This is a genomic window from Mumia flava (assembly GCF_002797495.1).
In the GTDB taxonomy this organism is placed as follows: Bacteria; Actinomycetota; Actinomycetes; order Propionibacteriales; family Nocardioidaceae; genus Mumia; species Mumia flava.
Window position 1 is genome coordinate 2557159 of the sequence record NZ_PGEZ01000001.1, and the last position, 21642, is coordinate 2578800.

Annotated in this window: 20 protein-coding genes; 12 read left to right on the plus strand and 8 right to left on the minus strand. The window is 73.0% G+C overall.

Annotated features, from left to right (window positions below; all coding sequences use genetic code 11):
* Positions 1-111: 111 nt before the first annotated feature.
* Genes CLV56_RS12030 through CLV56_RS12045 form a run of 4 tightly spaced genes read left to right on the plus strand, consistent with a single transcriptional unit; the run spans position 112 to position 3773 of the window.
* Complete coding sequence (locus tag CLV56_RS12030) at positions 112-1767, plus strand: serine/threonine-protein kinase (RefSeq protein ID WP_100414877.1); 1656 nt, start codon at positions 112-114, stop codon at positions 1765-1767.
* A gap of 22 nt (positions 1768-1789) precedes the next feature.
* Positions 1790-2056 (plus strand): DUF4229 domain-containing protein, encoded by a 267-nt coding sequence (locus tag CLV56_RS20620; protein ID WP_039339831.1) that lies wholly within the window; start codon positions 1790-1792, stop codon positions 2054-2056.
* Complete coding sequence (cds1, locus tag CLV56_RS12040) at positions 2037-3119, plus strand: L-cysteine desulfhydrase Cds1 (protein WP_039339828.1); 1083 nt, start codon at positions 2037-2039, stop codon at positions 3117-3119. Before CLV56_RS20620 ends, cds1 begins: the two co-directional genes overlap by 20 nt.
* Positions 3120-3152: 33 nt before the next feature.
* Positions 3153-3773: a TMEM175 family protein gene (locus CLV56_RS12045; RefSeq protein WP_039339826.1), complete on the plus strand. Its 621-nt coding sequence runs from the start codon at positions 3153-3155 to the stop codon at positions 3771-3773.
* Positions 3774-3990: 217 nt separating this feature from the next.
* Here the strand turns inward: CLV56_RS12045 and CLV56_RS12050 are convergent, their stop codons facing one another.
* The 3 genes from CLV56_RS12050 to CLV56_RS12060 all read right to left on the minus strand — a co-directional run bounded on the left by CLV56_RS12050 (position 3991) and on the right by CLV56_RS12060 (position 7445).
* Positions 3991-5568, minus strand: a complete 1578-nt coding sequence (locus CLV56_RS12050) for an alkaline phosphatase D family protein (protein WP_039340053.1) — start codon at positions 5566-5568, stop codon at positions 3991-3993.
* A 157-nt stretch (positions 5569-5725) separates the two neighbouring features.
* Positions 5726-6448 carry a dienelactone hydrolase family protein gene (locus CLV56_RS12055; protein WP_039339824.1) on the minus strand — a complete coding sequence of 241 codons (723 nt, stop codon included), beginning with the start codon at positions 6446-6448 and terminating at the stop codon, positions 5726-5728.
* Between the two features lie 124 nt (positions 6449-6572).
* Positions 6573-7445, minus strand: a complete 873-nt coding sequence (locus tag CLV56_RS12060; RefSeq protein WP_039339821.1) for a 1,4-dihydroxy-2-naphthoate polyprenyltransferase — start codon at positions 7443-7445, stop codon at positions 6573-6575.
* 44 nt (positions 7446-7489) lie between these two features.
* Here CLV56_RS12060 and CLV56_RS12065 point away from each other — a divergent pair, with 44 nt between their 5' ends.
* From CLV56_RS12065 to menD, 4 genes are all read left to right on the plus strand, one after another.
* Positions 7490-8572, plus strand: coding sequence for an AMP-binding protein (locus tag CLV56_RS12065; protein ID WP_245857785.1), 1083 nt, complete (start codon positions 7490-7492; stop codon positions 8570-8572).
* On the plus strand, positions 8569-9357 hold the full coding sequence (locus CLV56_RS12070) for an MBL fold metallo-hydrolase (protein WP_039339817.1): 789 nt from the start codon (positions 8569-8571) through the stop codon (positions 9355-9357). Before CLV56_RS12065 ends, CLV56_RS12070 begins: the two co-directional genes overlap by 4 nt.
* Before the next feature lie 87 nt (positions 9358-9444).
* Positions 9445-10359, plus strand: a complete 915-nt coding sequence (locus tag CLV56_RS12075; RefSeq protein ID WP_100415144.1) for an o-succinylbenzoate synthase — start codon at positions 9445-9447, stop codon at positions 10357-10359.
* Positions 10356-12047: a 2-succinyl-5-enolpyruvyl-6-hydroxy-3-cyclohexene-1-carboxylic-acid synthase gene (gene menD, locus CLV56_RS12080; protein ID WP_039339813.1), complete on the plus strand. Its 1692-nt coding sequence runs from the start codon at positions 10356-10358 to the stop codon at positions 12045-12047. Before CLV56_RS12075 ends, menD begins: the two co-directional genes overlap by 4 nt.
* A 33-nt stretch (positions 12048-12080) precedes the next feature.
* On the opposite strand, the gene CLV56_RS12085 is transcribed toward menD, so the two are convergent.
* On the minus strand, positions 12081-12494 hold the full coding sequence (locus CLV56_RS12085) for a hypothetical protein (RefSeq protein WP_039339810.1): 414 nt from the start codon (positions 12492-12494) through the stop codon (positions 12081-12083).
* Positions 12495-12610: 116 nt separating this feature from the next.
* Here CLV56_RS12085 and CLV56_RS12090 point away from each other — a divergent pair, with 116 nt between their 5' ends.
* Together CLV56_RS12090 and CLV56_RS12095 are read left to right on the plus strand one after the other, a co-directional pair.
* On the plus strand, positions 12611-13519 hold the full coding sequence (locus tag CLV56_RS12090) for an AurF N-oxygenase family protein (protein ID WP_039339808.1): 909 nt from the start codon (positions 12611-12613) through the stop codon (positions 13517-13519).
* Between the two features lie 74 nt (positions 13520-13593).
* Positions 13594-15321 carry an FAD-dependent oxidoreductase gene (locus tag CLV56_RS12095; protein ID WP_039339806.1) on the plus strand — a complete coding sequence of 576 codons (1728 nt, stop codon included), beginning with the start codon at positions 13594-13596 and terminating at the stop codon, positions 15319-15321.
* A gap of 30 nt (positions 15322-15351) precedes the next feature.
* On the opposite strand, the gene CLV56_RS12100 is transcribed toward CLV56_RS12095, so the two are convergent.
* The 3 genes from CLV56_RS12100 to CLV56_RS12110 all read right to left on the minus strand — a co-directional run bounded on the left by CLV56_RS12100 (position 15352) and on the right by CLV56_RS12110 (position 18693).
* Positions 15352-16884 carry an AMP-binding protein gene (locus tag CLV56_RS12100; RefSeq protein ID WP_039339805.1) on the minus strand — a complete coding sequence of 511 codons (1533 nt, stop codon included), beginning with the start codon at positions 16882-16884 and terminating at the stop codon, positions 15352-15354.
* 74 nt (positions 16885-16958) lie between these two features.
* Positions 16959-17171 (minus strand): biotin/lipoyl-binding carrier protein, encoded by a 213-nt coding sequence (locus tag CLV56_RS12105; RefSeq protein WP_039340049.1) that lies wholly within the window; start codon positions 17169-17171, stop codon positions 16959-16961.
* Positions 17158-18693, minus strand: coding sequence for an acyl-CoA carboxylase subunit beta (locus CLV56_RS12110; protein ID WP_245857788.1), 1536 nt, complete (start codon positions 18691-18693; stop codon positions 17158-17160). Before CLV56_RS12110 ends, CLV56_RS12105 begins: the two co-directional genes overlap by 14 nt.
* A gap of 251 nt (positions 18694-18944) precedes the next feature.
* On the opposite strand from CLV56_RS12110, the gene CLV56_RS12115 reads away from it, so the two are divergent.
* Positions 18945-19565 carry a TetR/AcrR family transcriptional regulator gene (locus CLV56_RS12115; RefSeq protein WP_039339804.1) on the plus strand — a complete coding sequence of 207 codons (621 nt, stop codon included), beginning with the start codon at positions 18945-18947 and terminating at the stop codon, positions 19563-19565.
* A 447-nt stretch (positions 19566-20012) separates the two neighbouring features.
* Complete coding sequence (locus CLV56_RS12120) at positions 20013-21023, plus strand: type IV toxin-antitoxin system AbiEi family antitoxin domain-containing protein (RefSeq protein WP_170224787.1); 1011 nt, start codon at positions 20013-20015, stop codon at positions 21021-21023.
* Positions 21024-21249: 226 nt separating this feature from the next.
* Here CLV56_RS12120 and acpS read toward each other — a convergent pair whose 3' ends face one another.
* Positions 21250-21639 carry a holo-ACP synthase AcpS gene (gene acpS / locus CLV56_RS12125; protein ID WP_039340044.1) on the minus strand — a complete coding sequence of 130 codons (390 nt, stop codon included), beginning with the start codon at positions 21637-21639 and terminating at the stop codon, positions 21250-21252.
* Positions 21640-21642: the final 3 nt, after the last annotated feature.

Below are 21642 nucleotides of genomic sequence, written 5' to 3' on the forward strand. Positions count from 1 at the left end.
CCGGCACCGACGGCGCCCGGACATCGGGGCCGACGGAGGTTGTCCGGTCCAGCACAATGGATGCGGTCGGGGCTGCTGCCCGTGGGGACGAGGGAGAGGTGAGCCGCCGCTGTGTCGGAGTCGGACAACGACCGGGTCGGTGACCTCGTCGACGATCGGTACCGCCTGCTCGGCCTGGTCGGGCGCGGCGGCATGGCCGACGTCTTCAAGGCCCGCGACGAGCAGCTCGGGCGGATCGTCGCGATCAAGCTGATGCGGGTCGAGGCCGACGTCGAGGCCGAGGACGCGCTGCGCCGCCACGAGCTCGAGGCGCGGATCGGCGCCGGGATCTCGCACCCGGGCCTGGTGACGGTCTACGACGTGCAGGCGAGCGGCACGCACCCGTACCTCGTGATGGAGTTCGTGGCCGGCAAGACGCTGAGCCGGGTCCTCACGAGCGGGCCGATGGAGTCGACGGCGGTCGCGGACATGGGTTCGCAGCTCGCGTCGGCCCTCGGAGCGATCCACGAGGCCGGCGTCATCCATCGCGACATCAAGCCGTCGAACGTGATGCTGGTCGAGCGTGAGGGTGAGCCTCCGCAGGTGAAGCTGACCGACTTCGGTGTCTCCCGCTACCTCGAGGGGACGCGTCTGACCTCCCCGGACCTGCTGGTCGGCACGGCACGCTACCTCAGTCCCGAGCAGGCCGTGCTCGACGACGTCGGCCCGCGCGCGGACGTGTACGCGCTGGGTCTGGTGCTGCTGGAGTCGCTGACCGGTGAGGAGGCGTTCCCCGGGTCGCGGATCGAGACGCTCTCAGCGCGCCTGCACCGTCAGCCCCGGGTTCCGGAGGACCTCGGGACCGAGTGGGCGCAGATGCTCGACGCGATGACGCGTCGCGAGCCCGCCGAGCGGGTCGACGCGGCGGGGGCGTCGGCGGCGCTCGCCGCGCTGGCGGCGGAGGAGCCGGTCGCGCCGGTCCTCGCGGCGCACGGGTTCGCCGGGGTCGATCCCGAAGCGACCCAGGTCGATGCCCCTGCGGTCGACGACGACGCCACGGTGCCGGGCATCGCCGCCGTCGGTGCTGCCGGCGCCGGCGTCGCGGCGGCTGCCGCAGCCGGGGCCGCTGCCGCGGAGGACGCACCGGGCGCGGAGGACGCCGCGGAGGGCGAGGCGACCGCCACCGACGGCGAGGCCTTGCCGGCGGACGACGACGCCGAGGGAGCTGCTGCGGAGGGGGCGGCGGCCGGTGTCGCGACCGCGGACCAGGCCGCGGTCGAGGGCGCGTCGGAGGACCAGCCCGGCGAGGGCGAGGCGTCCGAGGACGCCGATGCCGCTGCAGCGAGCGGTGACGGCCAGAGCCCGTGGGCGCGACGAGCGCCGTGGATCGTCGTCGCGCTGGTCGTGATCGCCGCCGCGGTCGCGATCGCGCTGATCTGGACGAACCGCAGCGACGACCCGACCACGCCCGACCCGACCGCACCCACCCGTACGACCCCGTCGACCGATCCGACCACGGACACGACCGGGTCGCCGTCGGACGACCCGACCACGCAGGACACGACCGACCCGACGACGGACGCCACGACGGACCCGACCACGGACCCGACGACCGATCCGACCACGGCACCGACCACGACAGCGCCCACCACGACCGCTCCGACGACGACGGCACCCACCACGACCGCGCCGCCCACGACGGCGACGACCACGGTCCCGCCGGCCCCGCCGACCGACGACTCCGGCGCCCTGGAGCCCACGGACCCGGCGACCTCGCCGACTCCGTGACGCCGACAGGTACGGTGGAGGGGTGAGTGCCTTCGTCCGTTACACGCTCGCGCGCCTGGCGCTGTTCGTCGTCACCTTCGCCGTGGTCGCCGGGATCGGCATGATCTGGTTCGAGTGGGACGAGATGACGGGCCTGCTGTTCGCGATCATCGCGCTGGCGATCAGCGCCGTCCTGTCGCTGCTGCTGCTCGGCGGGCTGCGCGACCAGGTCGCCGAGTCGTTGCAGGCCCGCTCGCAGAAGCTGCACGACCGGTTCGAGCAGGCGCGCGGTGCCGAGGACGTCGACTGAGGCGCGGCGCTGGATCGACACCGCGATCGGGACGGTCCAGGCCGACGCCAACCGCAGCGCCGACACCCACCTGCACGTGTTCCCGCTGCCGGGTCCGGACGACGTCGCGCTGTACCTCAAGGACGAGTCGGTCCACCCGACCGGGAGCCTGAAGCACCGCCTCGCGCGCTCGCTGTTCCTCTACGCTCTCAGCAATGGCTGGGTCGGACCCGACACGACGATCATCGAGGCGTCCAGCGGCTCGACGGCGGTCAGCGAAGCGTACTTCGCGCGCCTGCTCGGCCTGGACTTCGTCGCCGTCATGCCGCGCAGCACGAGCCCGCGCAAGATCGCACTGATCGAGTGGTACGGCGGGCGCTGCCACTTCGTCGACGAGCCGCCCCAGATGTACGCCGAGGCGGCGCGCCTGGCCGAGGAGTGCGGCGGGCACTACCTGGACCAGTTCACCTTCGCCGAGCGCGCGACGGACTGGCGCGGCAACAACAACATCGCCGAGTCGATCTTCGAGCAGCTGGCCGCGGAACCGTACCCGTGCCCGTCGTGGATCGTCGTCAGCGCCGGGACCGGCGGCACGTCGGCGACGATCGGCCGGTACGTCCGGTACCGCCGCTACGAGACACGGTTGCTGGTCGTGGACCCGGAGAACTCCGCGTTCCTCGACGGGTGGGAGCTCGACACCTCGGACTACACGACCGGGATGCCGTCGCGGATCGAGGGGATCGGCCGGCCGCGGGTCGAGCCGTCGTTCGTCGGCGGGGTGATCGACGACATGGTGCGCGTCCCGGACGCGGCGTCGATCGCGGCGATGCGGTGGACCACGCGGCTGCTCGGTCGCCCGGTCGGCGGGTCGACCGGGACGAACATGTGGGGCGCGCTGCACGTCGTCCAGCAGATGCGCGACGCCGGTGAGCGGGGGAGCGTCGTGACGCTGCTCGCGGACGGGGGCGACCGCTACACCGGCACGTACTACGACGACGGCTGGGTGGCGGACCAGGGTCTCGACCTGGCACCGTACGAGTCGGCGCTGGCGGCGTTCGAGTCCACCGGCGCGTTCCGTCCCTGAGACGGACGGCGGTCCGGCAGGGGACACTGAGCCGTGGCTTCGGAACGAGGGCTCGACCGGCTCCTGGCGTTCAGCGACGCCGTGGTGGCGATCGCGCTGACGCTGCTCGTGCTGCCGCTCGTCGATGTCGTCGCGGAGGCCGACGACGCTCCCAGCGTGGGTGCGCTGGTCTCCGAGCACAGCGACGTCTTCCTCGGGTTCGGGATCAGCTTCGCCGTGATCTGGGTGCTGTGGCGCGCCCACCACCAGACGCTGGAGCACTTTGCGTCGTACGACGAGGTGATCACCGGCCTGCACTTCGTGTGGCTGCTCACGATCGTGCTGCTGCCGTTCAGCACGGAGCTGATCTCGGTGAGCGACCCGATGACCGCTGCGATGCCCGTGTACGTCACGACGCTGCTGGTCTCGGTCGTGGCGCTCCGCCTGATCGTGCGGCAGGGACGTCGCCGCCCCGCGCTCCTGCGCGACGACGCCGCAGCACAGGCGTGGCGCGACGGGCCGGAGGACATCGTCCTGATCCCGCTCCTCGCGGTGGTGCTGGTGATCACGATCGTCGCTCCCGGCCTCGGTGCGTACCCGATGCTGCTGCTGTTCCTCCAGGCACCGGTCGCGTGGGTCCGGGCGCGTCTGGGGCCGGGTCCGCGCACCGGCTGAGCGCCGCGTACCGGCTGAGCGCCGCGTACCGGCTGAGCGCCGCGTACCGGCTGAGCGCCGCGTACCGGCTGAGCGCCGCGTACCGGCTGAGCGTCGCGCACCGGCTGAGCACAGCGCGGTGCCCCGGACCCGCGAGGCGGTGGACGGGTCCGGGGCAGCGCGATCGGGGGCCGCGCGGGGCGTCGGTGGCGGCAGCCGTACGGGTGGGTGCGGCCGGTCAGCGGCGGTGCGGCTCGAGCGTGCGGGTGAACAGGGCGCCGCCCTCGACGTCGCGGAGGGTGACCGTGAGGGCCTGGGATCCGCCGTCGATCTCGACCTCGCCGAAGAACTGGTACCCCTCGGCGGGGCTGGCGTTCGCCCGCGGCGGTGCGGCCACGAACTCCGCCCGCGGTCCGAACGTGCCGTCGAGCGCGTTCGGTCCGAACGCCCCGGCGTTGAGCGGCCCGGACACGAACTCCCAGAACGGGTCGAAGTCGCCGAACGCGGCCCGCTCGGGCGCGTAGTGGTGCGCCGCGGTGTAGTGCACGTCCGCGGTGAGCCAGACGTGGTTGCGGATGCCGTAGCGCTGCAGACCACGCAGCACCTCGGCGATGTCGCGCTCCCGTCCGAGCGGCAGGCCGGGATCGCCCTGGGCGATGCCCTCCTGGGCCGCCGACCCGTCCGGCACGACGAGCCCGATCGGCAGGTCGGCGGCGATCACCTTCCAGGTCGCCCGGGAGCGCCGCAGCTCGCGCAGCAGCCAGTCGGTCTGCCGGCGGCCCAGCACGCCGCCGTCGGAGCGCGTCTCGGCGTTCGCGGTGTTCGGGTCCTTGTGGGTGCGCATGTCCAGCACGAACAGGTCGAGCATCGGGCCCAGGTGCAGGACGCGGTAGATCCGGCCCTCGGGGTCCGGTGAGAGGCGCGAGACCGGCACGTACTCGTGGTAGGCCCGGCGCGCTCGCTCGGCGAGGACGTCGACGCGCTTCTCGGTGTAGCGGTCGTCGGCGAGGACCTCGCCCGGGTACCAGTTGTTCGTGACCTCGTGGTCGTCCCACTGGCCCACGACCGGCGTCCCCGCGAGGAACGAGCGCCAGTTGTCCGCGAGCAGGTTGTAGCGGAACTGGCCGCGGAACTCGTCGAGGGTCTCGGCGACCTTCGTCTTCTCCTCGATCACGAGGTTGCGCCACGTCGATCCGTCCGGCAGCGCGACGGACTCGGTGACGGGCCCGTCGGCGTACACGGTGTCACCGCTGCACAGGAAGAAGTCGGCGTCCCGAGCGGTCATCGCGTCGGCGATCCGGAACCCGCCGTACGCAGGGTTGACGCCCCACCCCTGCCCGGCGATGTCGCCGGACCACAGGAACCGGACGTCGTCGCGGCGCGTGCTCGCCGTCCGCAGCCGACCGACGACGGACTCCGACGTACGGCGCGGGTCGCGCAGGTCGACCGCGCGGACGCGGTAGTGCAGCTCGGTCCCGGACGGCAGGTGCCGCAGCGGGAGGCGGCCGGTGAAGTCGGAGCGGTCGGTGACGACGGGGCCGGGGACCGTGATCGCGCGGCGGAACGACGGGTCGCGGGAGAGCTCGACGACGAGGCGCGAGCGGCGGTCGGCTCGGGCCCAGAGGGTCGCGGCGTCGGTCAGGACGTCGCCGGACTGGACGCCGTGCGTGAGCGTCGGGCGGCCGTGCCGGACGAGGGCGGGGAGGTGGTCGCGCCCGCGGGCGAGGGCGGGCGAGGCAGTTCCGAGGATCGCGGCGCCGGCCCCGAGGGCGGCGGCACCGCGCAGCACCTGGCGGCGGGAGGTGGGTTCGGTCATGCCGACGAGGCTGGCGTCCCCGGCCGAACCCACGGCGTCGCGCACCTGCACGCCGCATGAACACTTCCCGCCCCCGTCCGCGATTCGTCGAGCTGCGGCTGGATCTCGGTGTCGGATTCGCGCCGGAACTCGACGAATCGCGGTCGGTACGGGTGGGTCAGCGCAGGTGGGTCGCGAAGAAGGCGGCGATGCGGTCCCAGGCGTGGGCGGCCGACTGCGGCTCGGGGCCGGTCCCGGTCACGCGCAGCACCTGCCGTACGGGCCAGGGCCCGTTCGGGTGCTCGTTGAGGAAGGAGTGGCCGGCGTTCGGATACTCCTTCACGTCGTGCGGAACGCCTGCGGCGTCGAGGGCTGCCTCCACCTTCGCGGCCCCGCCGCGCAGCCCGCGATCCTTGCCGCCGTAGCTGGCGACCAGTGGGCACGAGGTCGCGAGCACATCGTCCAGGTGCGGCGGGAGGAGCCCGTAGTTCACGCTCGCCGCGTCGTACGCCCCGCCGCCGGCCTCGAGCAGCGCGAAGCGCCCGCCCATGCAGAAGCCGATCACGCCGACCTTCCCCGTGCTCGCGGTGCGTTCGAGGAGAAACCGGCGGGCGACGGCGATGTCGGCGAACGGGCGCCCGTGACCGGCGAGCAGAGCGCGGAAGGTGCTGATCAGGCAACGGACCGGACCGCCGTCGCTGTACAGGTCCACTGCCAGCGTCGCGTACCCGAGCGACGCCAGCCGGTCGGCGTGCGCGCGCATCGCGTCGTCGACGCCGAACGCCTCGTGGATCAGCACCACCCCCGGCCACGGTCCGTCGTCGTCCGGGGTCGCGAGGTAGCCGCGAAGCCGCGTGGACGCGCCCGGCTCGGTCAGGTCACCCAGGTCGATGTCCGGCATGCCACCTCACCGTAGCCGCCCCGCGGGTCGCCCGGGACGTACGACGAAGCGAATCGACGATGCGTTTCTACCCGTCCGTGGACGAGATGCATCGTCTTGCGTCCAGAGGGGGCGCGGGTGACGGTCAGGCGCCGAGGGCGAGACCGACGGCGGCGCCGATCGCGAACACGAGCTCGGCGATCCCGGTGTCGCGCAGCGTCGGCAGCAGCGCGAGGCCGGTGGCGCCGCGTCCGACCGGCGTCGCTGCCCGCAGCGCCCACGGGAACGCGAGCAGCGCCAGCAGCGCGGGTGCGGTGAACGACGCCAGCCAGACCACGGACCCCAGCGCCACCACGAGCAGCACGACGAACAGCACCCGCGTACCCCGGTCGCCGAGCACCACCGCGAGCGTGCGCTTGCCCGAGACCGTGTCGGTGGGGATGTCGCGCAGGTTGTTCGCGACGAGGATCGCGCACGCGAGCGCCCCGATCCCGATCGACGCGGCCAGGCTCGGCCACGTGAACGACCCGACCTGGACGTACGTGGTGCCGAGCACCGCGACCAGCCCGAAGAACACGAACACGCTGATCTCGCCCAGCGCGCGATACCCGTACGGCCGGTCACCGCCGGTGTAGAACCACGCCGCCGCGATCGCGACCGCGCCCACCGCGAGCAGCCACCACCCGGACGTCGCAGCGAGCAGCAGGCCGAGCACGCCCGCGACGGCGAAGCACCCGAACGCCGCCGCCTTCACGGCCGACGCGCTCGCAGCACCGGACCCGACCAGCCGCATGGGGCCGACCCGGTCGTCGTCGGTGCCGCGGACGCCGTCGGAGTAGTCGTTGGCGTAGTTGACGCCGACCTGCAGGGCCAGCGAGAGCAGGAGGCAGACGACCGCCTTCCACCACACCTCGCCGTCGGCGAAGACCGCCGCGCCCGTCCCGGCGACCACTGGGGCCACGGCGGCCGGGAGCGTACGAGGGCGTGCGCCGGAGATCCACTGCGATGCTGTTGCCACGACCGCCCATCCTCCCACCCGCGTACGACGGCTAGCGTGGTCGGGTGGAGGACACGTCGTTGCGGCCCGTCGCGGGATCGGCGCGCGAGGTCGAGCGGGCGCTGTCGAGCTGGCTCTCGGCCGAGGACGAGCCGCCCGCGCTGATCATCCGCACCTCGGGCTCGACCGGCCGGCCGAAGGACGTCGCGCTGTCCCGCCGCGCGGTCCTCGCGTCGGCGCACGCGACCCACGCCCGCCTCGGAGGTCCCGGTCAGTGGCTGCTGGACCTCCCACCCACGTACGTCGCGGGGGTGCAGGTGATCGTCCGGTCGCTGCTCGCGGGTACGAGCCCGGTCGTCGTCGCCGAGCGCGGTGGGCTCGTCGCCGCGCTGGAGGCGATGGACGCCGGAGTGCGCCGCTACGCCTCGCTCGTCCCCACCCAGCTCCACCGTCTCGCCCGCGACGGCCGCCTCGACCTGCTGGCACGTCTCGACGCCCTGCTCGTCGGCGGCGCGGCCCTCGACCCGGCGCTGCGGGCCGAGGCAGAGGCGGCCGGGGTGCGCGTGGTCCGGACGTACGGGATGAGCGAGACCGCGGGCGGCTGCGTGTACGACGGGGTGGCGCTCGACGGGGTCGCGCTGCGGATCGACCGGGACAAGCGGGTGTGGATCGCCGGGCCGATGCTGTTCGACGGCTACGTCGGCGACCCGGACGCGACCGCCGACGTGCTGGTCGACGGCTGGCTGCGAACCTCCGACCTCGGCGCGCTGGATGCCGACGGGCGGCTGCGGATCCTGGGACGCAGCGACGACGTGGTGATCTCGGGGGGCACGAACATCGCGCTCCCGCGGGTCGCCGCAGCGCTGCGTACCCACCCCGGTGTGGCCGAAGCGGCCGTGGTCGGGGTGGACGACCCGGAGTGGGGGAGCGTCGTGGTCGCGCTGGTGGTGCCGACCGACCCGGGTGCCAGCTCCGGCACCGGAGCGCCGCCGCTGGCCGATCTGCGCGACCACGTCGAGACGGCCGGCCTGCCGCGGACCTGGGCGCCGCGCCACGTGGTCGCGATCGACGCCCTGCCCCTGCTGGACCACGGCAAGGTCGACCGGGTCGCGCTGCGCACCCTCGCGCAGCAGGCGGTCCGGCCGTGACGGCGCCGCCGGAGCACGGGTGCGACCTCGTCGACCTCGGCGACGGCTCGTACGTGCTGCGCACCGCCCCGTACCTCCTCAACGCCGGGCTCGTCGTCGGCAGCGAGCGGGCCCTGCTGATCGACACCGGCGGCGGGCCGCGGCAGGCGACGGCGATCCTCGAGGCGGTCCGGTCGGTCACCTGCGCGCCGCTGGTCGTGGTGAACACCCACGCGCACCTGGACCACTGGTTCGGCAACGCGACCCTGCGTGAGGCCGGTGCGGGTCCGTTCCTTGCGCACCCGGACGCGATCGCGGCGATGACGGCGACGTACGCCACGCAGCGTGACGCGTGGACCGCGACGTACCCGGACGCCGCCGACGCCCTCTGCGACCCTGCGGAAACGCCCGCGAGCGGCGCGAGGGTCGACCTCGGTGGTCGCGTCGTCGAGGTGCGGTTCCTCGGCGTCGGGCACACCGACGGTGACCTCGTGGTGCTCGCGGGGGCGACGCTGTTCGCGGGCGACCTGGTCGAGCAGGGCGCCGACCCGGACTTCGGCGACAGCGACCCGCGGGCGTGGGTGCGGACGCTGGATGCGCTGGCTGCGCTCGCCGGGGAGAGCGCGGTGGCGCAGGTGGTCCCCGGGCACGGTGCGGTGGTCGACGCGGCCTTCGTCCGGGCCGAGCGCGACCGGCTCGCGGAAGCGATCGCGATCCTCGACGCGGGTGCGGCCGACGTCCTCCCCCACGGCACCCTCCCGTACGGCCCGGAGCCGGCAGCCCACCTGCGCCGACGGGTGCGCTGACCAGGCGCGACGTCCGGCGGGGCGGGACCCGCGCGATACCGTACGGAGGTGGACGACGACCTGACCTGGGTGCCGTGGGCGACCCCGATGCGCACGAGGTTCCGCGGGATCACCGTCCGCGAGGGGATGCTCGTGCACGGGCCCGCCGGGTGGGCGGAGTTCAGCCCGTTCTGGGACTACGGCGCGGCGGAGTCACGCACCTGGTACGAGGCTGCGGTCGCGAGCGCGACGCGCGACTGGCCGTCTCCCGTCCGCGAGGTCGTCGCGGTGAACTGCACCGTCCCGGCCGTGGACGCCGAGCGCGCCGCGGCGATCGTGCTCGCCGGCCACGGCTGCCGGACGGCGAAGGTCAAGGTCGCCGAGCCCGGACAGTCGCTCGCCGAGGACGTGAGCCGGGTCGCGGCGGTCCGCGACGCGCTCGGGGACGGGGGCCGGATCCGCGTCGACGCCAACGGCGCCTGGACCGTCGACGAGGCGGTCGCCGCCCTCGCCGCGCTCGACCGCGCCGCCGGCGGGCTGGAGTACGTCGAGCAGCCCTGCGCGAGCGTCGACGAGCTCGCCCGCGTCCGGCGGCGCTGCGACGTGCCGGTCGCGGCCGACGAGTCGATCCGCCGCGCCGACGACCCCTACCTCGTCACCGCGCACGAGGCGGCCGACGTCGCCGTGCTCAAGGTGCAACCGCTCGGCGGGGTCGAGGCGTGCCTGCGGATCGCCGAGCGGATCGGGATCCCGGTGGTGGTCTCCAGCGCGCTCGAGAGCTCGGTCGGGATCACGGCCGGCCTGGCCCTCGCGGCCGCGCTGCCGGACCTGCCGTACGCGTGCGGTCTCGGCACCGTCAGCCTGCTCGAGCACGACACGGTCGCGAAGCCGCTGGTGCCCGTCGACGGCGTGCTGCCGGTCGGACGCGTCGAGCCGGTCACGCAGTCCACCGCCACGACGGTCGACGAGGACACCGCGCGCCGCTGGGTCGAGCGCCTCGCCGCCGTGGAGGCGATCGGATGACGCCGGCGGGCACGCTGGGCCGTGTCCTGGTCGACGAGCTGGTCCGCAGCGGCGTCCGGGACGTCGTGCTCGCGCCGGGGTCGCGCTCGGCTCCGCTCGCCCTGGCACTGGCGGCGGCGCAGGCGCGGGGAGACCTGCGGCTGCACGTGCGGATCGACGAGCGCAGCGCGGCGTTCCTGGCGCTCGGTCTGGCGCTCGGCTCGCACCGGGTCGTGCCGGTGGTGACGACGTCGGGGACCGCCGCCGCGAACCTGCACCCCGCGGTGCTGGAGGCGTCGCACGCCGGGGCGCCGCTGCTCGCGATCACCGCCGACCGGCCCGCCGAGCTGCGGGGCACGGGCGCGAACCAGACCGGCGACCAGGTGAAGCTGTTCGGGTCGGCGGTGCGCGCCTACGTGGAGATCCCGGCGCCGGCCGTCGTGCCGCCGAACACGTCGGCGTGGCGCGGTGCGCTGTCGCGGGCGCTGGCCGCAGCGGCGGACGGGCCGGTCCACCTGAACGTCGGCTTCTCCGATCCGCTCGTCGACGCAGCCTGGGCGGAGCCGCTCGACGCCGAGGGCGCGATGGCGGGACGGGCCGACGGAGCACCCTGGCAGGCGGCGGTCGTCGAGCAGCCGGTGCTGCCCGCGTCGCTCCCGCTCGGCCCGCGGACGGTCGTCGTCGCCGGTGACTCCGCCGGCCCTCCGGCGCGGATCCTCGCCGAGGAGGCGGACTGGCCGCTGTTCGCGGAGCCGTCGTCGGGATCGCGCACCGGGACGCACCCGATCGCCACCTACCGCCTGCTGCTCGGCCTCCCCGAGCTCGCCGACGCGATCGAGCGGGTCGTGGTGTTCGGCCATCCGACGCTGTCGCGCCCGATCACGCGGCTCCTGTCGCGGGGCGACGTCGAGGTGGTCGCCGTCGGCGCCCCGCCGTACCCGGACCCGGGCAACCGTCTCGCCGCGACGCACCGCTCGGTGCGGGTCGAGGGCCCCGACGACGACGTCTGGCGCGACCGGTGGGTGCGGGCGGACGCCGTGACGTCGGCGGCGGTCGCGGAGATCGTGGGGGACGGTGCGGCGGGTCCCGACGGTACGGCGGGGGCCGGCGGGGGACTCGACCCGTGGTTCGTGGCGCGCACGGTCTCCGCGGCCGTACGGCCCGGGGGGCTGCTCGTGGTCGGGTCGTCGAGCCCGATCCGGGACCTGGACCTGATGGCTGTCGCGCACCCGGTCGGCGAGCGCCGGATGGTCCTCGCGAACCGCGGCCTGGCCGGGATCGACGGGACGGTCTCCACCGCGGTCGGCGCTGCCCTCGGTCGCCGGTCCTCGCACGCCCTGGCGTACCTGGGCGACCTCACGTTCCTGCACGACAGCAACGGCCTCGTGCTCGGCCCCGACGAACCGCGACCCGACCTCACGATCGTGGTCGCCTCCGACGACGGCGGCAGCATCTTCTCGACCCTCGAGCAGGGGGAGGTCCGGTACGCCGCCGCGTTCGAGCGGGTCTTCGGGACCCCGACGGGGGTCGATCTCGGCACGCTCTGCACCGCGATGGGCGTCGCGCACGAGCGTGTGGACGAGCCTGGCGCGCTCGAGTCCGCGCTGGCGCGGGAGACCTCCGGCGTACGGGTCGTCGAGGCGCGGATCTCGCGGTCCGGCCGGCGGGAGGCGGACGCGCGTCTGCGGGCGGCGGCACGGCTCGGCTGAGCGGGAGGCCGCGATCGCGCAGACACCGGCTGGTCAGAGGTGGCGCATCGAGCGGCCCATGGCGATGCCGAGGGCGATCCCGGCGTAGAACGGCAGCGCGAGGAGCGGAGTGAGGTACACGGCGTCGTCGAGGACCGAGATGTCGATCCCTTCAGCGCCGGGGCTGTAGCGGGCCGCCGTCCCCAGCCAGCACGCCAGCACCGCGACGGCGGCCCAGGCGGCGTAGTGCGTGCCGTCGGTCGCGGTGGACTCGTCGGCGAGCCCGAGCACCAGGCCGCCGGCGCCGAGCAGGGCGAGCACGGTCACCACGGTCGCCAGCGGGCCGGCCGGGCCGATCACGGCATAGATCCCGTACGTCACCAGGAGGACCACGCAGGCACTCGCGAAGCGTGCGAAGTGGCCACCGGCGGGCCGCCTCGGCAGGCTCGTCGTCGTCGGCTGGTTCATCGGACCTCATCGCAACGGTTCGGCGGGAGAGCGGGATCGGTCATGGGTGTTGCATCATGACGTCGGCGATGTAACATACGAAGCGTCACGAAGTTCCAGGTGAGGGAGGCCACGGCATGACCGTCGCAGCGACCGATTTCCGTGAGCGTGCCAGCATCGACGACGTCACCGCAAGGCTTCTCGACTCGTCGGCCGCGCTCTCGTACGACCCGAACGTCGAGGTGGCGTGGGACGAGCCGATCCCCGACGACCACTACGGGCTCAACCCGGAGTGGAGCACGCTGTACGGGACACGGATGTGGGACGAGATGAGCGAGGAGCAGCGTGTGCTCCTGACGCGGCACGAGGTCGGCTCGATCATGCAGACCGGCATCTGGTTCGAGATGATGCTGCAGCAGCTGATCCTGCGTGACCAGTACGCCAAGAACCCGGCGAAGTCGGAGTTCCGGTTCGCGCTCACCGAGATCGCAGACGAGTGCCGGCACTCGCTGATGTTCGCCCGCACCTGCGACGTGCTCGGCATCCCCCAGTACCTCCCGCCGCGCATGACGGTCGAGCTCGCGCGTCTGCTGAAGACGACCGCCGGCGCCGAGCAGGCGTACGGCCCGATCCTCGTCGCCGAGGAGATCCTCGACGTGATGCAGCGCGACTGGATGCGAGGCGAGAACGTCGTCCACATCGTCCGCAGCACGAGCAAGATCCACGTGGTGGAGGAGTCGCGCCACATGAAGTTCGCGCGCGCCGAGATCCTCGACGCCATGCGGGGTGCCGGGCCGGTCCGGCGGCACGCGTCGGCGTGGCTCTTCGCCGCGGCCGCGTGGTTCATCGTGAACGCCATGGTCAGCCCGGAGGTCTACCCGAACGTCGGCCTGGACAAGGAGCGCGCGCTCGCCGAGGTCCGGACCAACCAGCACCGCAAGGCGATGATGCGGATGTCCTGCGTGCACCTGATGGACTTCCTCGCCGAGGCCGGGCTGCTGACCCGGCGGGTGATGCCGGTGTACCAGTCCGTGTCGATGATCTGACGCCCCTGCGCCGATCCCCGCTGGTCGAGGCGCGAGCGCAGCGAGCGATCGAGACCCCTCCCGAGGAACCCACCATGGCCTACGCCGTCACCCAGAGCTGCTGCAACGACGCGTCGTGCGTGTCGGTGTGCCCGGTCAACTGCATCCATCCCACGCCCGACGAGCGCGCCGCGACGGGCCTGCTCGACGTCGAGATGGTCTACATCGACCCCGCCAGCTGCATCGACTGCGGCGCGTGCGCCGACGCGTGCCCGGTCAGCGCCATCGTGCCGACCGACCTGCTGCGCGGGCCGGACACGATCTTCGCCGACCTGAACCGCGCGTACTACGAGCAGAACCCCACCTCCGCGACCTGGGACTCGCTGTCGTTCCCGACCACGGTCCCGCAGGGGTACGGCGAGCTGCGGGTCGCGATCGTCGGCACCGGTCCCTCCGCTGCGTACGCAGCACGCAGCCTGCTGCACACCACCCCGGCGCGGATCACGATGATCGACCGGCTCCCGGTCGCCGGTGGTCTGCTGCGCTCCGGCGTCGCCCCGGACCACCCGGCGACGAAGGGCGTCGACAGCATGTTCGGCTGGACGTACGACCACCCGCGCGTCTCGACGATGCTGAACGTCGAGGTCGGACGCGACGTCACGCACGCGGAGCTGGCCGCGCACCACGACGCCGTCCTGTACGCGGTGGGGGCCGCGCAAGACCGGCCGCTGGGCATCGAGGGCGAGGAGCTCCCGGGCAGCGTCTCCGCGTCGGCTCTCGTCGCCTGGTACAACGCCCAGCCCGACCGCGAGCACCCGGCGATCGACCTGAGCGCGGAGCGCGCCGTGGTCGTCGGCAACGGCAACGTCGCACTCGACGTGGCCCGCGTCCTCCTGACGGATCCTGACGGGCTCGCACGCACCGACGTCGCCGACCACGCGCTCGCCGCGCTGCGCCGCAGCCGGGTCCGGGAGGTCGTCGTGATGGCACGGCGCGGTCCGGACGACGCCGCATACAGCCGCGGCGAGCTGATCGGCCTGTGCAGCACACCGGGGCTCGAGGTCGTCGTGGAGGACGACCCGGTGACCGCTGCTGCGATCGACGGTGCGGCCGACGGGTCGAAGGCGGCGCTGCTGCGGGACCTGCCGCGGGTCGTGCTCGACGCCGCGGGGCCGGCGGGCGGTTCGGCGGGCGGTCCGCCGGGCGGGTCGGTGCACGGTTCGGCGGGCCGCCGCGTCGTGCTGTCGTTCTTCCGCGCTCCGGAGCGGATCGAGGGCCCGGACCGGGTGACGGCACTCGCGACGCGACCCACGGGCGCTGCGGCGAGCCAGGCCGCGGGGGCGGCCGCCGGCCACGGCGCCCCGCTGCGTACGGGTCTGGTCGTCCGCGCGATCGGCTACCGCGGGACCCCGATCCCGGATCTCCCGTTCGACGAGTCCAGCGGCACGGTCCCGAACGACGCGGGCCGCGTTCTCGGACCGGACGGCGGTCCTCAGCCCGGCACGTACGTCGTGGGCTGGATCAAGCGGGGACCGACCGGCGGGATCGGCGCCAACCGCACGTGTGCGGAGGAGACCGTGAAGGCGTTGGTGGAGGACGCCTCTGCGGGTCGGCTGGTCCCGCCGGTCGGTTCCGTGGGCGCGTTCGCGTCGTTGGTGCGGCGGCGGACCGATGTGGTCGGGCGCCGCCGGATGCAGGCGATCGACCGGGCCGAGCGCGCCCGCGGCTCGGAGCAGGGTCGGCCACGGAGGAAGTTCCCGACGGTGGCGGAGCTGCTCGGCGCCGCACCCGCCCGTACGGGGCCGCGCAAGCGAGCGTCGTAACCCGCCCCACCGAGTCGCGGGGCGCCCGCCTCAGTGCACCTGGCGGTCGTGACCCTCCCAGTACGGCTGCCGCAGCTTGAACTTCTGGAGCTTGCCCGTCGCCGTCCGCGCGAGCTCGTCGCGGAACTCGATCCGCTTCGGGCACTTGTAGCCCGCGAGGTGCTGGCGGGTGTGCGCGACGAGATCCTCGGCGGTCACCTCGCCGGCCTCGGGATCGAGCACGATCAGCGCGGTCACGAGCTCACCCCACTTCTCGTCCGGGATCCCGATCACCGCGACCTCCCGTACGGCCGGGTGCAGCATGAGCGCGTCCTCGACCTCGATCGAGGTGACGTTCTCGCCGCCGGAGATGATCACGTCCTTCTTACGGTCCGCGATCGTGAGGTGGCCGTCCTCGTACGTGCCGCCGTCCCCGGTGTGGAACCAGTTGTCCGCGAGCGAGGCGGCGGTCGCCTCCGGGTTCTCCCAGTACGCCTCGAGGTTGTGGTTGGACTGCGCGAGCACCTCCCCGGTGTCGTCGACCATGATCCGGACGCCGACGGCCGGAGCACCCGCGCGCCCGAGGAGCCGGGCCTGCTCGAGCGGCTCGAGGTCCTCCCACTCCGAGCGCATCCGGCTCATCGTGAGCAGCGGCGCGGTCTCGGTGAGGCCGTAGATCTGGATGAACTCCCAGCCCAGCTCGCTGCGGACCTGCTCGATCGTGCGGGTCGGCGGCGGGGCGCCGGCGACGATGATCCGGACCCGGTCCCGGCCGGGGATCTCGCCGTCCCACGTCTTCGCGGCATCGAGGACCGCCTGGACGACGGCAGGTGCGGCGCACATGAACGTCACGCCGTGCCGCTCGACCCGGCGGAGGATCTCGGCCCCGTCGATCTTGCGGATCACGATGTGCTGGGCGCCCATCCCGGTCACGGAGAACGGCATGCCCCAGCCGTTCGCGTGGAACATCGGCAGGGTGTGCAGGTAGACGTCACGGTCGCTGACCGAGGCCTGCCACCCGAACACGGTCGCATTGGTCCACAGGTTGCGGTGCGTCATCTGCACGCCCTTGGGCCGCGCGGTCGTGCCGGAGGTGTAGTTGATCGTCGCGGTCGCGCCCTCGTCGCCGTCCCACGGCTCCGGCGTGGCGGTCGTCGTCCACATCTCGTCGTCGGACTCGCCCAGCACGAACGTGTGCTTCGCGTCGACCTCGTCGAGCAGCCCGCGCAGCTCCGGGTCGACCATGAGGACCTCGGCGCCGCTGTGCTCGACGATGTAGCGCACCTCGGCGGGCGCGAGGCGGAAGTTCACGGGGACCAGGATCCGGCCCCAGCCGGACACGCCGAAGAACGAGGTGAGCAGCCGCGCGGCGTTCTGCGAGACGATCGCGACCCGTCCGCCGCGGGCGACGCCGAGGCTGTCGAGGAACGCCGCCTGCGAACGGGCGCGGCGCCCGACCTCGGCGTACGACACCTCGCCCCACGACGGGGCGGGCTGGTCGGGCTCGTCGACGACGCCGACCCGGTCGGGATAGACCGTGGTCGCGCGGTCGAGGAAGTCGCGGACGGTGAGCGGGAAGAACATCGTGCACCTCGTACGGGTCGTGGTGTGCTCCAGGTCACGTCTACCACGGCCCGCCAACCGGCGGGAGGTCCGGCTCAGCCGATCTCGGCGATGGTGTCGCCCTCCTGGACGATCTGGCCCTCGTTCACGACGATCCTGCGGACCACGCCGTCGACCCCGGCGTGCACCGGGATCTCCATCTTCATCGACTCGAGCACCGCGACGACGTCACCGTGCTCGACCACCTGGCCCTCGTGCGCGACGAGCTTCCAGACGTTGGCGACGATCTCGGCCTTAGCGCTGTGCACGCGCACCCCCGGCCTGCGGGTACGCCTGCGTGCGCGGCGCCGGCTGCGACAGGGTCGCGAGCGCGTCGACGAGCCGGTCGCGGGTCTCCTCCGGAAGGATCACGTCGTCGACGATCCCGGCCTCGGCGGCGAGGTACGGGCGGGCGACGTTCTCGCGGTACTCCGCGGCGAGCTCGTCGCGCAGCGCCTCGGGCTGGTCGGAGTCACGCAGCGCACGCCGGTGGAGCAGCGCGACCGCGCCGCCGGGTCCCATCACGGCGATCTCGGCTCCGGACCAGGCCCACGAGTAGTCGGCGCCCAGGGACTTCGACCCCATCGCGATGTACGCGCCCCCGTACGCCTTGCGCACGATCACGGTGAGCAGCGGCGAGGTCGCCTCGGCGTAGGCCTTGAGCAGCTTGGCGCCGTGCGTGATGACGCCGCGCGACTCCTCGACGGTGCCGGGCAGGAAGCCGGGGACGTCGACGAGGGTGATGACCGGCAGCCCGAAGCGGGTGCAGAACTCGACGAACCGTGCCGCCTTCACCGACGACTTCGCATCGAGGATGCCGCCGCGGGCGCCGGGCTGGTTGGCCAGGACACCGACCGGGCGTCCGTCGAGGTGGCCGAACACGGTGAGGATGCTCGTCCCGTGCGCCGGCATCAGCTCCAGGCGCGGACCGCCGTCGAGGACGCCGTCGATCACCTGGTGCATGTCGAAGACGACGCTGGCCTTGTCCGGCACGACGTACGGCAGCCGCTCGGCGGCGACCGGGTCGGGCCGGCGCGGCTCGAGGTCGGGCATCGGGGCGCCGACGTGCGACGGCAGGTACGAGAGCAGCAGCCGCGCCGCGTGGAACGCCTCGCGCTCGCTGGTGACCTCGAGGTGCGCGACCCCGCTGGTCTCCGTGTGCATCCCCGAGCCGCCGATCTCGTCGGCGCTGGCGTCCTCGCCCGTCGCCGCCTTGACGATCTCGGGCCCGGTCAGGAACATCTGCCCCTGCTCCTTGACCATGATCGTCCAGTCGGTCAGGGCAGGGGAGTACGCCGCGGCGCCGGCGCAGGGGCCGAGGATCAGCGAGATCTGCGGGACCCGCTGCTGGGCCTCGACGTTCAGCGCGAAGATGCCGCCGCAGCCGTGCAGGGCGAAGATCCCGTCATGGATCCGCGCGCCGCCGGAGTCGTTGATGTAGACGATCGGGAACCCGTGGTCGATGGCGTGGCGCTGGGCCTTCTGGACCGTCTCGGCGAAGATCGCGCCGATCGCGCCGGATGCGACGGCGGCGTCGTGGCTGATCACGACGACACCGCGGCCGTCGATGCGACCCCAGCCGATCACGACGCCGGCACCCTTGCCGTTGCCGTCGGTGCGCAGGGGGGTCATCTCGACGAACGACCCCGCGTCCACGAACATCTCGGCGCGCTCACGAGCGGTGTACTCGCGGCGGCCTCGTGGCTCGATCCGGTGCAGGCGCTCGCGCCTGCGCTCGGCCAGCCGGGCGCGGTGATGAGTGGGGGAGATCTCCGTGCCGATGTGGGTCAACGCGACTCCTAAAAACATGAGGAAACCCTCGGGACTATGATTAAAGATGAGGCATGCCTCATGTTCGTGTCAACCTGGAGCGAGGCATGTCACGTAGAAGTCGACGAGTTGTCACATCCGAGGAGGCGGCGTGCTGAAGCGGGCTCGGGATCGCGTACGGCGGGGGCATCAGCGGCGGCACGGGCTAACCGCGAGTGACAACTCCGGTACGAATCCCGCCGTGGCGGCTCCGGAGTGGTTAGGGTGACGGCGTGACCGTCGAGATCCTCGAGCCGCGGCGCCGCCCGACCCAGGAGCGGAGCCAGAAGAAGTTCGACCTCGTGCTGCAGACCGCGCGCGAGGTGCTGCTCGACGTCGGCTTCGAGTCCTTCACGCTCGAGGAGGTCGCGAACCGCGCCGAGATCCCGATCGGCACGATCTACCAGTTCTTCCAGAACAAGTACGTCGTCGTCTGCGAGCTCGATCGCGTCGACGCCGTCGCGGTCCGTGCCGAGATGGCCCGCCTGGCCGCCGAGCTCCCCACCCTCGACTGGCCCCGGCTCCTCGACCAGCTGCTCGACCACATCGCGGCCCTGTGGGTGACCGACCCGTCGCGGCGCGCGGTCTGGCTCGCCGTCCAGTCGACTCCGGGCACGCGTGCGACCGCCGCCGTGACCGAGCGCGAGCTCGCGGCCGACGTCGCGCACGTCCTGGCGCCGCTGACGCCGAAGACCCCGCGCGAGCGCCGCAAGATCATGGCCGAGGTCCTGGTCCACGTCACGTACTCCATGCTCAACTTCTCGATCCGCGACGGCCAGGAGCACGCCGAGGCCGTGATCGAGCTCAAGCGGCTGCTCGCCTCGTACCTCCTCGCCGCCGAGGCGCATCCCTGAGCCGTCACCTCGTACGGGCCCCTGCGCCGCGCTGAGCCGTCCGCGGGTCGTCGTACGGGCCTCTGCGCCGGTGGAGGCAGTCCGTTTCCGTTGCCGGCACTGCATCCTGTCCCGTCGCGCCCGGCGCTTTCCGTTGCCGGCAACGGAACCTGGTTCACGGCAACGCCAAGTTGCGCACGAATGCGGTGCCCAGATCGCGTTTCCGTTGCCGGCAACGGAAACGACTGCGGGAGCGCGACGCCGACTGCGGGAGCGCGACGCCGACTGCGGGAGCGCGACGCCGACTGCGGGAGCGCGACGCCGCCGACCGCTGGAGCGCAACCGCGACCAGCGAATCGGGTGCGGCGTCGGTTCGCGGACGGACCCGAGCTCGTCCACAGGCCCACCGCCCTCCACACGCCTGCGATCGCCGGCCCGCACCTGCTGCGGAACCTCGATCCTGGTCCGATGGAGGCCATCGAGCGACTCGCGTCCCTCAACGGCGGCTACATCCGAACAGGCCAGCTGCTGCGCGCCGAGATCAGCCCTCGTGCGATTGCGCGCATGGTCCATGACGGTGACCTCCGCAGGGTGCGGCACGGCACGTACGCCCTCGCGCCGACGTACGACGCCCTTCCGGGGATCGCGCGATACCTGGTTGCGGCGCACTCGGTGCTCGACAAGCTCCGAGCCCTCGGCCAGGACGTCGCCGGTTCTCACCTCACGGCATGCACGGCCCACGGGTTCGAGCTGCTGCGGGTTCCGGGGCTGATCGACGTCACGCGGCTCGATGGGCGGTCTGGCCGGAAGGTCGCGGGGGTCACGTATCACCGCGGGCGGCTCGATCCCGCCGAGGTCGTGTCAGTCGTCGGTCGCCCGATGACCGACCCGGTCCGCGCTGCCGTGGAGGGCGCGACCCTGCTGGAGGTGGAGCCCGCCTCGGTCCTGATCTGGTCTGCGGTACGCACGGACGGCGGGCTCGCGCCGTACGAAGCAGTTCGGACGGCGGCGCACGAGCAGTTCCGGCACTGGGACGGCATCGATGTCGCCCGTACGGCCGTCGACATCGCGGACCCGCGGTGCGAGAGCGTCGGCGAAGTGCGGAGTCTTTATCTCTTCTGGCGGTTCGGGTTCCCTCGCCCTGCGGCGCAGCAGTGGATCTACACCGCAGACGGCGACCTCGTCGGGCGGGTCGACTTCCTGTGGGATGACGTGGGCCTGGTCGGGGAGTTCGACGGGCTCCTGAAGTACGGGCGCTTGCGCCCCGACGCGGAGGAGGAGCCGGGCGACATCGTGACGTCGGAGAAGCTCCGCGAGGACGCATTGCGACGCCTCGGTCTGGAGGTCGTCCGCATCACCTGGAGCGACCTGGATCCATCGAACGCGGCCGCGACAGCAGCGTACGTGCAGCAGAAGTTCAACGATGCCCGGGCGATTCAGCGGCGTCGTACGTACGTCGCGCGTTCCGAACCCCTCTAGCGCCCGGCGACCAGCTGCGCACGCCCCGTGACGGAGCGCACTTCCGTCCCGAGCGCCGATCCGCCGGCCTCGCGGGCGCCGGATTCCGTTGCCGGCAACGGAAACTGGATCACGGCACTGACGAATCGCGCGCGTTGTCGGTGCCCAGAGCAGGTTTGCATTGCCGGCAACGCAAACGTGGCAGGGAAAGCAGGCAGTGCCGTACGAGGGCGCACTCGCGTAGCGCTCAGCCCGACAGCACCACGTACGCGACCGCGTAGTCGCCGTCGTGCGACAGCGACAGGTGCAGCGCGGCGGACGCGAGGTGGTCCCGCACCGGGGCGTGCAGCACGATCCGGGGCCGGTCCCACGCGTCCTTGACGACCTCGATCGCAGCGTGGACGTCCTCGCGGACCACGGGCGGCGACCCGTACAGCGAGGCCGACCAGGCCTTCACGACGGCCTCCTTGGCCGCCCATCGCGCAGCGAGGTGACGCGCACGCTCGGAGGGAGTTCCGCGCGCGTCACCCCGCTCGCCCGGGGTGAACGCCCGCTCGAACCGGGTTCCCGGCACGGCGAGCTGTTCGGCGAACGTCGGGACGTGAACCAGGTCCACCCCGACGCCCAGGACGGTCACGGC